Origin of the sequence: Phenylobacterium immobile (ATCC 35973), assembly GCF_001375595.1 — a bacterium.
In the GTDB taxonomy this organism is placed as follows: Bacteria; Pseudomonadota; Alphaproteobacteria; order Caulobacterales; family Caulobacteraceae; genus Phenylobacterium; species Phenylobacterium immobile.
This window is the reverse complement of sequence record NZ_CVJQ01000001.1, coordinates 2,327,311-2,340,848: the sequence shown is the minus strand read 5'-3', so window position 1 is coordinate 2,340,848 and position 13,538 is coordinate 2,327,311. Positions and strand designations below refer to the sequence as shown.

General features: G+C 64.4%; 15 protein-coding genes. 9 read left to right on the top strand and 6 right to left on the bottom strand.

Annotation, left to right across the window (positions count from 1 at the left end):
- Nucleotides 1–366 precede the first annotated feature (366 nt).
- The 4 genes from BN1313_RS11480 (at nucleotide 367) to BN1313_RS11465 (ending at nucleotide 3,706) form a co-directional block, all read left to right on the top strand.
- Complete coding sequence (locus BN1313_RS11480) at nucleotides 367–765, top strand: PRC-barrel domain-containing protein (RefSeq protein ID WP_218054353.1); 399 nt, start codon at nucleotides 367–369, stop codon at nucleotides 763–765.
- 26 nt (nucleotides 766–791) lie between these two features.
- Nucleotides 792–2,315: a L,D-transpeptidase family protein gene (locus tag BN1313_RS11475; protein ID WP_141653127.1), complete on the top strand. Its 1,524-nt coding sequence runs from the start codon at nucleotides 792–794 to the stop codon at nucleotides 2,313–2,315.
- A 30-nt stretch (nucleotides 2,316–2,345) separates the two neighbouring features.
- A complete protein-coding gene (locus BN1313_RS11470) occupies nucleotides 2,346–2,654 on the top strand; it encodes a hypothetical protein (RefSeq protein ID WP_091740588.1) in 309 nt (102 codons plus the stop codon).
- A 293-nt stretch (nucleotides 2,655–2,947) separates the two neighbouring features.
- Entirely contained in the window at nucleotides 2,948–3,706 is a 759-nt protein-coding gene (locus BN1313_RS11465; protein WP_091740585.1) for an alpha/beta hydrolase family protein, read from the top strand.
- A 220-nt stretch (nucleotides 3,707–3,926) separates the two neighbouring features.
- Here the strand turns inward: BN1313_RS11465 and BN1313_RS11460 are convergent, their stop codons facing one another.
- The 3 genes from BN1313_RS11460 to BN1313_RS11450 all read right to left on the bottom strand — a co-directional run bounded on the left by BN1313_RS11460 (nucleotide 3,927) and on the right by BN1313_RS11450 (nucleotide 7,077).
- Complete coding sequence (locus tag BN1313_RS11460; protein WP_091740582.1) at nucleotides 3,927–5,312, bottom strand: APC family permease; 1,386 nt, start codon at nucleotides 5,310–5,312, stop codon at nucleotides 3,927–3,929.
- Nucleotides 5,313–5,340: 28 nt separating this feature from the next.
- Entirely contained in the window at nucleotides 5,341–6,261 is a 921-nt protein-coding gene (locus BN1313_RS11455) for a superoxide dismutase (protein ID WP_091740579.1), read from the bottom strand.
- A 429-nt stretch (nucleotides 6,262–6,690) separates the two neighbouring features.
- On the bottom strand, nucleotides 6,691–7,077 hold the full coding sequence (locus BN1313_RS11450; RefSeq protein WP_091740576.1) for a DUF302 domain-containing protein: 387 nt from the start codon (nucleotides 7,075–7,077) through the stop codon (nucleotides 6,691–6,693).
- Nucleotides 7,078–7,345: 268 nt separating this feature from the next.
- On the opposite strand from BN1313_RS11450, the gene dusA reads away from it, so the two are divergent.
- Nucleotides 7,346–8,392: a tRNA dihydrouridine(20/20a) synthase DusA gene (dusA, locus tag BN1313_RS11445; protein ID WP_091740573.1), complete on the top strand. Its 1,047-nt coding sequence runs from the start codon at nucleotides 7,346–7,348 to the stop codon at nucleotides 8,390–8,392.
- On the opposite strand, the gene BN1313_RS11440 is transcribed toward dusA, so the two are convergent.
- A complete protein-coding gene (locus BN1313_RS11440; protein ID WP_091740570.1) occupies nucleotides 8,389–8,742 on the bottom strand; it encodes a DUF2513 domain-containing protein in 354 nt (117 codons plus the stop codon). The genes dusA and BN1313_RS11440 overlap by 4 nt on opposite strands.
- Nucleotides 8,742–8,936, bottom strand: a complete 195-nt coding sequence (locus BN1313_RS11435) for a DUF1289 domain-containing protein (protein WP_091740567.1) — start codon at nucleotides 8,934–8,936, stop codon at nucleotides 8,742–8,744. Before BN1313_RS11435 ends, BN1313_RS11440 begins: the two co-directional genes overlap by 1 nt.
- 173 nt (nucleotides 8,937–9,109) lie before the next feature.
- On the opposite strand from BN1313_RS11435, the gene BN1313_RS11430 reads away from it, so the two are divergent.
- A complete protein-coding gene (locus BN1313_RS11430) occupies nucleotides 9,110–9,442 on the top strand; it encodes a hypothetical protein (RefSeq protein ID WP_091740564.1) in 333 nt (110 codons plus the stop codon).
- A gap of 157 nt (nucleotides 9,443–9,599) precedes the next feature.
- Nucleotides 9,600–11,075 (top strand): phospholipase D-like domain-containing protein, encoded by a 1,476-nt coding sequence (locus tag BN1313_RS11425; RefSeq protein ID WP_091740561.1) that lies wholly within the window; start codon nucleotides 9,600–9,602, stop codon nucleotides 11,073–11,075.
- Here the strand turns inward: BN1313_RS11425 and BN1313_RS11420 are convergent.
- Nucleotides 11,056–11,793 (bottom strand): endonuclease/exonuclease/phosphatase family protein, encoded by a 738-nt coding sequence (locus tag BN1313_RS11420; RefSeq protein ID WP_091740559.1) that lies wholly within the window; start codon nucleotides 11,791–11,793, stop codon nucleotides 11,056–11,058. The two genes, BN1313_RS11425 and BN1313_RS11420, sit on opposite strands and share 20 nt — an antisense overlap.
- A gap of 119 nt (nucleotides 11,794–11,912) precedes the next feature.
- Between BN1313_RS11420 and BN1313_RS11415 the strand changes: the two genes are divergently transcribed.
- Both BN1313_RS11415 and BN1313_RS11410 read left to right on the top strand, forming a co-directional pair.
- Nucleotides 11,913–12,812: a DMT family transporter gene (locus tag BN1313_RS11415; RefSeq protein ID WP_091740556.1), complete on the top strand. Its 900-nt coding sequence runs from the start codon at nucleotides 11,913–11,915 to the stop codon at nucleotides 12,810–12,812.
- On the top strand, nucleotides 12,809–13,519 hold the full coding sequence (locus BN1313_RS11410; protein ID WP_091740553.1) for an N-acetylmuramoyl-L-alanine amidase: 711 nt from the start codon (nucleotides 12,809–12,811) through the stop codon (nucleotides 13,517–13,519). The genes BN1313_RS11415 and BN1313_RS11410 overlap by 4 nt, the downstream gene beginning before the upstream one ends.
- Nucleotides 13,520–13,538 lie beyond the last annotated feature (19 nt).

Here is a 13,538-nt window from a genome sequence, read left to right as displayed (position 1 = left end):
TGCTCGTTGGCCCGCTCGCCTACCTTCTGCTGATCGCCATCGTTCGGGGAGCCGACGGTTTCCTATCAACGGCCGCGAAATGGCCAAGGGCTCTCGCGCCACCCTCTGTAGGGAATTTAATTCAGATGTCATAAGGTTAGTCAGGCATCCGTCCCATGTAAATCTATAGTAAATCTGGCATCATCTCCCCCGGCTGTTCTAACGGCGGGCCGCCAGATTGCTATAAATCAGAAGGCGTTGACGGTATCGTCATTTGATGAGGCGCAACCGAGCGGCGCGATGGCCGCTTTCTATCCATAGAGCGCGAGGCGCCACGACCGTTCGAGGCCTCTAGGCTCACGCGCGAACACTCACAAAGGATAGAACATGACGGACCAAACGATGGCTAAGCCCGTGGATGCTGGCGAGATGGCGCATCCACTCATCCCCGCCCAGCGCGTGAACGGCACCGACGTCTTCAATCAGGCCAATGAAAAGATCGGAAAGATCGAGGATGTCGCGATCGACAAGCGCAGCGGAAAGGTCGCCTACGCGATCCTGAGCTTTGGTGGATTTGTCGGCATGGGCGAGAAGCATCAGCCCCTGCCTTGGTCCGTTCTGAACTACGATACCGACCAACGCGGCTATGTCGTCGACATCACCCAGGAATTTCTGTCCCTGGCGCCGAAGCTCGATGTTTCAGAGCTCAGTGGATGGGATGACAGTGCAAGCCGCGAGGCCTTCCACGCCTATTACGGCCCCCTGGGCGCCCGGCCTTACTGGTAGGCGAGGCCAGTTCGACAGGGCGGAGCGTGAGTTCCTCGACACGCAGAGGCGTTATTCTTGGGTCGGGATTTGTCCTCACGGGTATCGGTGCGCGCGCGCTTGCTCAATCACGCAGGCGCTTAGCGGCTGGTGACGTCAGCGCCAGCCAAGTTGATCTTGGGTCGGCCAGCGACGCGGTGAAACGTCTATATGCCGGCCAAAATGCGCCGCTCTGGACGGATCGGAATGCCGCCGCGCTTGCGGAGGGTCTCGAGAGGGCGAGTGCTCACGGGCTTGATCCACAGCCCTATCTAGCGCTGATCGAGGGCTCCACGTCCGTCGGCGACAGGGACCTGAACCTCAGCCGGACCGCCTTGGCATACTCCAAGGCCCTCGCCATCGGACTGGTCGATCCCAGCAAAATCTTCAGCAACTATACGATCGCGAGGGATGCGCCCGATCTGGTCGTAGGCCTGAGAAGCGCCCTGGCGGACCAACGTGTGACCGCTTGGTTGGCGGGATTGACGCCGCAAGACTCCCTGTACGCTGCGCTTTCCGCCGCGTACCTCGAAATGGCCGGACGTTCCTCAGCCTCTGACTTGCCGCCGGTCCCCCCGGGCCCTTCGATCAGGGTTGGCGACAGGGATGGTCGGCGCGCCGCCGTCCTCGCGGCCCTGGCCGGCGCGTCGGCGCCGAATGCAGTCGTTCAGCCGCAGAGTAATATCTGGACGCAGGCCGATGCAGATCTGCTCAAGACCTACCAGCGCAGCCGGGGATTGGCTGAAGATGGCGTGGTTGGTCCAAACACACTAGCGCTGCTCAATGCATCTTCGCGCGACAAGGCGCGCCGCTTGGCCGTGAATCTTGAACGGCTCCGTTGGCTGCAGCGCGAGCCGCCGCCAACCCGGATCGACGTCAATACCGCCGCTTCCATGCTCAGCTATATCGTGAACGGCGAGGTCGCATGGACGAGTATCGTCGTTCCCGGTCGACCGGGACACGAAACGCCGCAGCTTCAAGCCAGCTTTGAGCGGCTCGTCGTGAACCCGCCCTGGTATGTGCCCGCGTCCATCGCTCGGCGCGAAATCACGCCGAAGGGTCCGGGCTATTTGGCGCGCAACCATATGCGGCGGGTATCGGGCCGGATCATTCAATCACCCGGTCCCTGGGCGGCGCTCGGCCAGGTGAAATTCGACATGCAGAACCGCTACGCGATTTATCTGCACGACACCCCGTCAAAGAGCGTGTTTTCACGCAGTCAGCGCCATCTCAGTCACGGCTGTATCCGCGTCCAGCACGCCGTCGAATTCGGCCGCCGGCTGGCGACGAGCAGCGGCAATGGCGACCGCTTTGACAGCATTCTCAAGTCGGGACGCACCGGCGTCGTGCCGCTTCGCGCGCCGATCCCTGTGCGGCTGATCTACCTGACCGCTCTGTTCGGCGATGATGGCGCGGTGACCTTCAGGCCCGACATCTACGGCTGGGATGTTCGTACCGCGTCGGCGATGGGCCTGACCGCGCCAGCCCGCGAGGGCGTCGAAGCCGTCACCGCTGCCCCACTCGGTCCGTAGGTGCTGCACCAAGTTTGAAGGGATTTCGATATGAAAGCTTCCGATCCGGCCTCGCACGGGCCCGTGGAACGCAAACCCGACCCTGAGACCGTCTTTCTGATCGCGCCAACTGCCGGCGTCTGGACAGTCACCAAGGACGGCGCGTTCTTCGGCGATTATCTGAAAGAAGAACACGCCCAGGCGTCAGCGCAATGCGCCGTCGCGGCCATTTTGGCGAATGGAGGCGCGGCGAAAGCCTATCTTATGCCCGAGCCGGCGGCTGGCCCGGAAACTCCACAGGTCCCAACCGCGCTGGAGGCCGTCGTTTGCGACAGGCCCTCTCGCTATCCGGTTTCGTAGGCCTGAGCGCACAGACGCCAAAGCTGACAAGGAGACAATGATGCCGCGTAAGGCCCCAGATGCGCCAGTCCAGGCCCCAAGGCCTACCGTCGCAACCGATCCGAAGCCGCAAGCGATCAATCGTTGGGTGAACGAGGGGGGCGCAATGGTCGATGAGCCCCACGTGCCGCCCGCCCGTGACATCCCAAAGCCCGAAAAGCCTCGGAAGTCTGAATGAAAGTTCTGCCCGCCCTGGCGTCATACGGCGGCTCTGCGGCGGCCGATGTATCGTTTGGCGTCGCGAAAGTTGATTGATGGCCAAGCAAAGTTTCAAATTCACGAACGCGGCCGGACGGCGCTTGAGCGGGGTTCTGGAAGCCGGAAAGCAGCCGATGAGCTGGGCCGTGTTCGCCCACTGTTTCACCTGCGACAAGTCCTCCCTGGCCGCTACGCATGTAAGCCGCGCGCTAGCTGCGACGGGGATCGGCGTCCTGCGCTTCGATTTTACCGGTTTGGGCGAAAGCGGCGGCCAATTCGGCGACGGCCTCTCAAGTGACATCCAGGACGTGGTGTCCGCAGCGGAAGCGATGCACGAGCGAGGCATGACTCCTCAGCTTCTCGTTGGCCATAGTTTTGGCGGGGCGGCAGTCCTCGCCGCCGTCTCCAAACTGCCCACGATCAAAGCCGTGGCTGTGATTGGCGCACCCTTTTCCGCCGATCACATTCTGGTCCACCTCAAGCCCGGCCTCGGCGAAGTGCCTTCGGGCGAACGCCTGCCCGTGACAATCGGCGGACGTGTCTTCGAACTCGGCGCCGACTTTGTTCAGGATGTCTGCGGGCAGGATCAGGCGGCCCGCATCGCGGGTCTCGATCGGGCGCTCCTGGTACTGCATTCTCCTGTCGACGACGTGGTCTCGATCAATAACGCCGCGGGCATCTTCGAAGCGGCCCAGCACCCGAAAAGCTTCATCTCCCTAGACAACGCCGACCACCTGCTGACGGATAGGGCGGATTCCGTTTACGCGGCGAAGGTCATATCGGCTTGGGTAGGCCGCTATATCGATCGGCCTTAGAGCCTTCAGCTGGGGCGCGACGCTCAAGCGTCTGAGCGGCCGACAGCCCGCGGCCATCGTCACATTGGTCATCGGGTCATGTGAGTTGTAGCGGAATCCACAGTCGCCGAAGCCAGTTGACCCACTGAGCGGCATTAAATCGTCGAGGCGAGATTTGACGGCGCAGCCAGACCGATAGGCTATTGAACGTGATCGATCTGGGCGTCTGGAGCCGCGGTAGTCACCGGGAGGCGGGCCCGGCCAATTCCACATCGGGGGTCATCGGGTGGCGTTGCCGCCTCGTCAGGCGGTAAAGCAGCAGGATCGCCGCAATCATGCCAAGGGCGATAGCCGGGCTTCGCCAATCGCCTTCGACGAGCCGTCCTGCAATCATGACCATGCAGACCACAGCTCCGAGAGCCGGCACGAACACCGGCGCATTGAAGGCGCCGGGCATGTCACCCTCACGCATTGTAAGAACGATCAGCGCGCCGTTGACGAGTGTGAAGACGAACAAGAGCAGCAGCACCGTCGCGCCCGCCAACTGCGTGATGTCGCCAGCGAACTGAAGACCGACGACAGCGACCAGCAAGACGCCAATCGCAATATGCGGCGTCTGCCGGCGCGAATGCACGCGGCCAAGCTGTTCGGGCAAGAGGCCTTGCCTAGACATGCCGTAAAGTAGCCGAGAGGCCATGACGTAGTTTACGAGGGCGGTGTTGGCGACAGCAGCGATGGTAATGAAGGTGAAGCCAACGGCCGGAAACCAGGGGGCCGCGCGCGCGACAACGAGACTGAGCGGCCCTGGCGCAGCCGCCAGCTCCGACCAGGGGACGACTGAGACGGCGGTGACCGACACGGCGATATAGATCACCGATGCAATGAGCATCGCCCCGATGATCGCCACCGGGATGGTCCGCTCGGGCCGCTCGACCTCCTCGGCGACATTGATCATGTCCTCGAAGCCGAGGAACGAAAAGAAGGTCAGGATAGAGCCTTGCAGTACCAAGCCCATCGTGATCGCCCCGGTTGGATTGCTTGGCGCAATCGGCCCTGACAAGAGGTCGGCCTGTCCCCAGAACCTCATGCCCACTGCGACGATCATCAGCAGACCCGCAGTCTCTATCACCGTGCAAACGGCGTTTGCCCACAAGGACTCGGTGATCCCGCGATAAACGATGGCGCTCATCAGCAGCAGGAAGCCGATCGAGAGGAAGAGAATTTCCGCCGGCGCCCCCGCGACGTTAAAGCCGAAGTTTAGGCTAAGGAGCACATTGACGTTTTCGGACACGACCTTGGCCTGGGTTGCGATCGAACCGAGACCTGAACAGACAATCCCAAGCCCCACCAAGTAGCTGAGCCATGGAGCCCGGTAGGCGCGTTGAGCCGCATAGGCCGCCCCGCTGGCTCTGGGATAGCGAGAGGCGATCGAGGCGTAGCTGATGCCGGTTAGCAGGGCGGCGATCATGGCCACAAGGAACGCCATCCACACCGCGCCGCCCATGACACCAGCTGCCTTACCGACCAAGCCATAGATACCCGCGCCCAACATGGAGCCGACGCCAAGCAGCATCATCTGGACCGGACCGATCGCGCGCTTAAGCGAAGTTGCAGCCCGGACTGTCATGGGCCGAAGCGTCCTCGCAAATACCGCCTCACCGGTCGCTGAGCCCGCCTCCCAGCGAAGGCGGCCAATGATCGGGAGTTCCGGGAGGAGGGCGCTTGGGCCACCGTCGCTCGAAGGCCTTCAGCCGCTCGTCCAAATGGATGAAGCGGTCCCTGTCGGCTGGCGTCGGTTCGATTTTGCGGACCTCGTGGTAGTCGGCGATCTGTTCAAGTCTGACCGTGAGGCGCCGGTCCTCAGGGGTTCCCGCCTGTGGCGGTCGAGCGAGGTGGACCGTCACCTCCTCAAGGGCCTGCTCGAAATCCTCGCGCGTGACGACGGGCGTCGGGCGGGATCCCTCGTCATAGCTCCAGGGTTCGCGGTCAGAGATGGCTGCGCGATATTGCGCCTCCGCGAACTCCCAGTTCACCAAGCGGTCCCACCAGGATCCGAGAAATCCAGCGCGATCATTCTTATGGTCGAGATAGTAGGCGTGCTCCCACAGGTCGCAGACCAGCAAGGGGAGGTCGGGTCCAAGGGCCAGAGTGTCGCCATCGTGGGTCGTCACCACGGCCAGCGCCTCACCGCTGGCGACCAACCAGACCCACCCTGAACCGAAATGGCTGCTTCCGGCCTCTATGAAAGCCTTCCGCAACTCACCCAAATCCCCGAACGCAGTACTGACGGCGTCAGACAGCGGCCCGGCCAGCGACGTCTGGACGGGCGCCATGCAGTTCCAGAAGAAGGCGTGGTTCCAGGCCTGGCCTGCATTCTGCTGCAGCTTGACGCTGCCGTTCTGGTTGGCCTCCCGTAGAATGCTCTCGAGGTCCCCGTCGCCATTCTCACCGACAAGAGCATTCACGGTCTCCACGTACTTGGCATGATGCTTATCGTGGTGAAGCGTCATCGTCGCCGCGGAGATGACCGGCTCAAGCGCGCTATGGGCATAAGGCAGTTTGGGTAGCGCGATCATGGTGGTCCTTTGACGTTGCGGGAGCGGCGCATAGGAGCGCAGCTTGTTCGTCACAGTAAAATCTGCTGGAACGGCGGCGCTTAGCCGCTCGGATACCTAAGCGGTTGAGCGCAAGCGCAGTTCCAAATTCGCTGGGGTTGCGCGACGTGCAGCATCCTCCAGGCAACGGGCCCAATGGTGTGCCCGGTCCGGTGATATATGTCATCGACCGTCAGGGCATTATCCGCGCGTCTCTGGCAGAGGAGACGTTCCAAAAGCGACCGCCCGTTACCGAAATTATCAAAGCGAGCGACGGCTTGGGATGGACGCGACGATCCGCCCGTCCGACCTTCCGCCCAGGCAATTTGTCCGCAGGTCGCTTGGCAAGTGGCTGAATGACGGCCTGCCGCCCGGGCAGGGCGGCGGCTCGTCCCTGGGGGTGAGTGGAGTTCAGAGCCTTGCGATCGCCGCCTTGAGCTTGTCCGCCACCGCGCCGGCCTTGATCTTCAGTTCAGGATTGTTGATCGCCTGCATGGAGGCGACCGGGTCGATGGCCGATATTTCCGTTCGGCCGTCGCCGGCGTCCTGTACGACGACGTTGCACGGCAGCATGGCGCCGACGTTGGGTTCTAACTGTAAGGCCTCGTGCGCTAGCGCCGGATTGCAGGCACCCAGGATCAGGTAGGGGCGAAATTCGACGCCCAGTTTCTCCTTTAGCGTCTTCTGGAGATCGATTTCCGCGATTACGCCGAAGCCTTCGGCGGCGAGCGCTTCGCGAGTCCGAGTGATCGCGTCAGCAAAGGGCAACGCGAGAGTCTTTGAAAAGACATAGGTCATCGGCGTCTCATCGGTAGGGGCGGGAATACATCAGGCCTGCGGCCCCGGAATCTCCGGCGCGAGCCGGCGGCGCTGACGGAGCATAAGGTGTCCGCCTTACGGGCGACCAGGTCAATAACCTGAAAGTTATCGCCTGACCGGCATTCTATAACTTTCAGATTATCATCAGCGGAGAGGTGTTCACACATGGGCATGTGCATCGGTGCACACGCTCGCATATCCGCTCGACTTTTTGACGGCCGGATTGCACACGGATATCTCTAATACGATGAAATTACAGGTGAATCCGTCCAGTCCGACATGGGGACCAATTGGACCGAAATTTGTGAATAAAAACAATAGGTTAGCCGTTGCGCCCATGATGGACTGGACGGATCGGCACTGCCGGTCTTTCCATCGTGCGTTCAGCGCGCGGGCGCTGCTTTATACTGAGATGGTCACGACGGGCGCGGTGCTGAACGGCGACCGGGACTATCTGCTGGGCTTCGACGCTGGCGAGCATCCGGTGGCCTTGCAACTGGGCGGGTCTGAGCCGGCGGATCTCGCGGCGGCGGCGCGGATTGGCGCGGACTATGGCTATGACGAGATCAACCTGAATGTCGGCTGCCCGTCCGACCGTGTGCAGAGCGGGCGGTTCGGGGCGTGTCTGATGCGCGAGCCGGAGCTGGTCGCCGAGGGCATGGCGGCGATCAAGGCGGCGGTCAATCTGCCGGCGACGGTGAAATGCCGGATCGGCGTGGACGATCAGGACCCCGAGGAGAGCCTGTTTGGGCTCGTCGATCTGTGCGCCCAGGCCGGCGTCACCCGCTTCATCGTCCATGCGCGCAAGGCCTGGCTGCAGGGCTTGTCGCCCAAGGAGAACCGGGACGTGCCGCCGCTGGACTACGCGCTCGTCGCGCGGGTGAAGCGCGAGCGGCCGGGGCTGACGATCGATATCAACGGCGGGATCAACTCGCTGGACGCGGCGATCGCCCAGTTGGCGGTTGTGGACGGGGTGATGCTGGGCAGGGCTGCCTATCACACGCCGGAAATCCTTGGGCAGGTTGACCGTCGGGTGTTCGGCGTGACGACGGAAGACGTCGACGGCTTCACGGCGATCGAACGCTACCGGCCCTATATGGCGCGGCAGCTGGCGGCGGGCGTAAACCTGGCGGCGATGACGCGGCACATGCTGGGGCTATTCCACGGCCGGCCGGGCGCACGGGCGTGGCGGCGCATTCTGACGGTCGAAGGCGTGAGGGCCGGGGCGGGTCTCGAAGTCGTGGATGCGGCGCTTGCGGCCTTGCGCGACGCCGGCGAGCGGCGGGCGGCCTAGGGCTTGATCATCCTAGGCGCGAGGCCGGCGATGACGCGCAGGGGGATTTGTTGGATTGTCTCGCCAGGGAACAGGTCTTCAAGCCGCGCCCAGACATCCGCCGCCTTCAGGCTGTGGGCGAACTCTGCGCCATAGGGCGTGAGAGAGCGAACCCTGTAGACCTTCTGACCGTCGACGGCGCGGGGGCCGGGCGAGGCGTCAATAAGACCGGCCTGGACCATCAGCTCGACATGGCGCGAAACCTTCCAGGGAGGCTGGCCTTCTATGGAAATGGCGTCGGCGTCCATCTCGGCGTGCGATCCTCCGATCGCCTGGCAGATCGTCTTGGCCAGCTCGACATCGCGCAGCATCAGGCGTCTCCAGGATTTGGCGGATGGATCGCGGGGCGACGCGCCGACAAGGCGGCCATGACGGTCTCGCGCGCCGCATCGTCGAGCAAGGCCCAGCCCGCGATCTCATCGAGGGTGCGCATGCAGCCCAGGCAGAGATTCGCCGTGTCGTCGAGCGTGCAGACAAGGACGCAAGGGCTGAGGGCGGACGACATGCGCTCACTCTTGCCGACTCGGATGGAACATTACAATGCGGTAAGGTTGATCACAGTAACGATAGGATGTGTCCAAAGTTTAATCTTGGATGCCGTACATTGCGGCTAATTCATTTGAGTAAATGCCACTTCGAGATCAGGTTCGCGCCAGGTTTTCGAGAGGGACATCGACCATGCGTTTCACCACCGCCGCCATCTGCGCCGCCATCGCCGCCACCAGCCTGGCTGGGACCGCCTCAGCCGCCGTGAGCGATTCCGACTATATCCGCGCCAGCCGCTGCAAGGGCATCGCCGCGGGCCTGGGCGTCGACGCCGCCGAGTTGACCGGCTTCGTCCGCGCCGAGGGCCGCACGCGCCTGCCCGTCATCAGCGAACAGGCCGCCGCCGCGGAGATGAAGGGCCGCAAGTCCGCCGCCAAGGCCGAGAGCAAGGCGAAGTTCGAAACGGAACTTTCGGGCGTCTGCGCCGCCTATGCGGGCGCGCCGAAGGCCGTCGCACAGCGCTGATCCAGCGCCCCACCCGCCAAGCGCGTTGCGACGGCGAAGCGCGCGTCGAAGCCCCAAGCCGGCTTCGGCGCGCGCTTTTCGCATGTGTTAATCTGCGCGGAACCGCAGTCATGGCAAAGCTTTATGGCTGACAGCAGCGGCCGGGGCGGACAGGGTGATGACGGGTCTGACGAGCGACCTTTTCTGGCGGACGGCCCGGGCTGATCGCGCGGCCTTCCTCGTCGATACAGAGGCCTATTTCAGGGCGCTGTTCGACGCCTTTGACAAGGCGCGGCGCTCCATCTTCATCCTGGGCTGGGGGTTCGATCCCCGCACCCGGCTGTTCCCCGATGGCTTTGACGGCCCCGATGATTCCGACGAGGTGGGCCGGTTGCTTGTCAATCTCGCCTGCGCGCGGCCGCAACTGGATGTTCGGCTGCTGATCTGGAAATCGGCCTTGCCGATCAGCGCCAGCCAGGAGTTCTTTCCCCACAAGGCGCGCAAGTTCTTCCGCGACACCCCGATCAAATTCATCCTCGACGATCAGGTGCCCTTCGGGGCCTGTCACCATCAGAAGGTGGTGGTGGTCGACGACCGCGTGGCCTTCTGCGGCGGCGGCGATATCGCCGTCGACCGTTGGGACACGCCAGGCCACCTCGATGTGGATTTGCGGCGGATCATGCCTGACCACGACTACCATGCGCCGCGGCACGAGGTGATGATGGCCGTCGACGGCGAGGCCGCCAAGGCCCTGGGGGACCTGTGCCGCGAGCGCTGGGCGCTGGCGACGGGCGAGACCATGGCGCCGCCGCCGGACGCGGGCGGCGATCCCTGGCCGGAGCACGTGCCGCCGCACATGATCGGCCCGCAGATCGGCATCGCCCGCACCGTACCTGCCTGGAAGGGACGCGCGCAGGCCCGCGAGATCATGGACCTGGCGCTGGCGTCCATCGCCAAGGCCAAGGACCTGATCTACCTGGAGAACCAGTATTTCACCTCGCCGATCATCGCCGAGGCGCTAGCCGCGCGACTTGGCGAGCCGGATGGACCCGAAGTGGTGATGATCTCGACCGGCAAGGCCCCCAGCTGGTTCGATCAGCTGACCATGGACCGGGCCCGCGGCGCGATGATCTGGCGGCTCCGCGCGGCGGATGTCTTTGGCCGTTTCCGCGCCTATTGGCCCGCCACGGCGGGAGGCAGCACCATCATCGTCCATTCCAAGGTCAGCATTTTCGACGACGCCATCGCACGCGTGGGATCGGCCAACCTCAACAATCGCTCCGGCGGTTTCGACACAGAAGTCGAGCTCAGCATCGTCCGCGACACGGCGCAGGACCCGGAGACGACAGGCCGGCAGATCGCCGCTTTCCGCGACCGGCTCGTCGGTCATTTCATGGGCTGCACGGGCGATGCGGTGGCCAAGGCCCGCGCCGAGCGCGGCGGTCTGGTCGGCGCCATCGAGGTGTTGAACGGAAAGGGCCGTCTCAAGCTCATCGAGCCCGCGCCGATCACGCGCTTTGGCCGGCTGGTCGAGGCCTTCCACCTCGGCGATCCCAGCGACGTCGCCGACGCATGGAGGCCTGGACGCCGCCGCGAGAAGCTCTACGCCCAGGCCAGGGCGTTGGCCCAGGGCCTCAAGCCGTCCTCACCGTGAAGTCCATCACCAGCGGCAGGTGATCGGAGGCGGTTCGCGTCATGGGATCGAAGGGGGCGAAGACGTCCAGCACCTCGATCTGCGGACTGACAAACAGGTGGTCGATGCGCAGCACCGGCAGCGGCGAAGGGAACGTCGCGGTCGGCGAGGGCTTGGGCGAAAGGCCGCGAGCCGGCGCAAGGCGCTGGGTCATGGTGCGATAGACCGATGAACCGCCGGTGGCGTTGAAGTCGCCGAGCACGATGCGCGGCCCCGTGCACGCCGGATCCTCCAGCCAGTCGGGGCCCGCCAGGTAACGGGCCTGGACCCGCTGCTCGCGGGGCACCAGGCCCAGGTGAGTGTTGATGATCTGCACGGGCGCGCCTTCGATGATCACCTCGACCCAGAGCGCGCCGCGCGGTTCGAGCTGGGGAATGCGCGGGTGGCCGGGCAGGGGGCCGACCTTCACCAGCCGCTCAGGGTAGGCGGTGAGAATCGCGTCGCCGTAGAGTTCTTCCTCGACCTGCAGGGCGGCGTGGAAGTGGCAGACCATGTCGAGGTGGCGGGCGATCTCGTGGGCCTGGTCGACGCCGCCGGTGCGGGCGCGGCCGACGTCCAGCTCCTGCAGAGCGACGATGTCCGGATCAAGCCGGGCGATGGCGTCGGCCACCCGCGCCACGTCGAGGCGGCGGTCGGTGCCGACACAGCGATGGACGTTATAGGTCAGAATGCGCGGCATGGGCGGGCACAGGTGCCGTCCTTCTTTGGCGAAGGCAAGACGACTGCAGATAAGCCGCCGCCGACAGGAGCGGTTCCTTCACCGTTGGCAAGCGCGACCTCGCGGCCTATCCGGAGGCCATGCCCGTTCGTGACTTCGTGCTCCTCGTTGGCGTCTGCATCCTGTGGGCCAGCAACAACGTCGTCTCGAAGTACGCGATCAGCGTGCTTGGCGTGGCGCCGATGGCCTACGCCGCCTTGCGGTTTGTCCTGGTGGCGGTCCTGACCTTCCGTTGGCTGCTGCCGGCGCCGCGCCCCTACTGGCGGCTGGCGCTGGTGGGCGTGCTGATGGGCGCAGGCAACTTCGGCTTGTTCTTCCTCGGCATGAAGGACGCGACCGTCGCCTCGGCGGCGATCGTCGCCCAGGCGGGCGTGCCCGTCAGCGCGATCTTCTCCATGCTGCTGCTGCAGGAGCGGATCAGCCGGTGGCGCGCCTTCGGCATTGTCCTGACTTTGGCGGGGACCTTGGCGATCGTCTGGGACGGCGGCCAGCTGGCCCTCTCGCCGGGCCTGCTGTTCATCGCCGGCGGCGCCAGCATGGGCGCGCTGGCGGGCGTGCTGATCAAGACCATCGAGGGTGTCAGTCCGTTGCAACTGCAGGCGTGGGTGTCGTTTTGTTCGCTTTGGCCGCTGCTGAGCATCTCGGCGGTGATGGAGCCGGGCGCCTGGCATGAAGGGGTGTGGACCCACTGGCAGGTCTGGGCCTGCGTCGCCTATTCCGGCGTCTTCGCCTCGTTGATCGCCCACACCGTGTTCTACGGATTGATCCAGCGCCACGAAGCGACGGTGATCATGCCTCTGACGCTGATGATGCCGATGTTCGCCGTTGTGATGGGTGTGATCTTTTTCGGCGAAGCGCTATCGCCGAGATTGCTGATCGGGGCGACGGTGGTCTTGCTTGGCGTGCTGTTCATCGTCCTGCGCCGCAACCAGATGGCGGCCCTGATGGCGGCGATGCGAAACCCCGGAACCGCACCATGATCGAAGCGCCGTCGCCCAATTTCGGACCCCGCAAGCGGCCGCCGGACATGGTCGTTCTGCACTACACCGGCATGCGCACAGGCGATCTGGCGCTGGCGCGGCTGCGCGATCCGACGGCCGAGGTTTCGGCCCACTATCTGGTGGAGGAGGATGGCCGCGTCTTCCGCCTGGTCGCCGAGGAACGCAGGGCCTGGCATGCCGGTCGCTCCTTCTGGCGGGGCGAGAGCGACATCAACACTGCTTCAATCGGGGTGGAGATCGTCAATCCCGGCCACGACCACGGCTACCGGCCGTTCCCGGACATCCAGATCGACGCGGTGATCGGCCTGCTGGACGGGATCCGCGCACGCTGGAGCATCGACGACCGCATGATCGTCGGCCACGCCGATGTGGCGCCGGATCGCAAGACCGATCCCGGCGAGCTCTTTCCCTGGAAGCGCCTGGCCGAAGCCAGCCATGGGCTGTGGGTGGAGCCCGCGCCCGCGCCCGGCGATCCGCTGACGCTTGGCGCGGAGGGCCCTGGAGTCTTCGCCCTGCAGGCGGGGTTCACCAGGCTGGGTTACGACTGTTCGCCGTCGGGGCAATTTGATGCGCGTACGGCCCTCGTCGTCACCGCCTTTCAACGGCATTGGCGGCCGGATCTGGTCGATGGCGTCGCCGACGGCGAGACCCGGGCCCGGTTGATCGCCCTGCTGCGCTTGACCTGACCGCGACACGCGCCCAGAT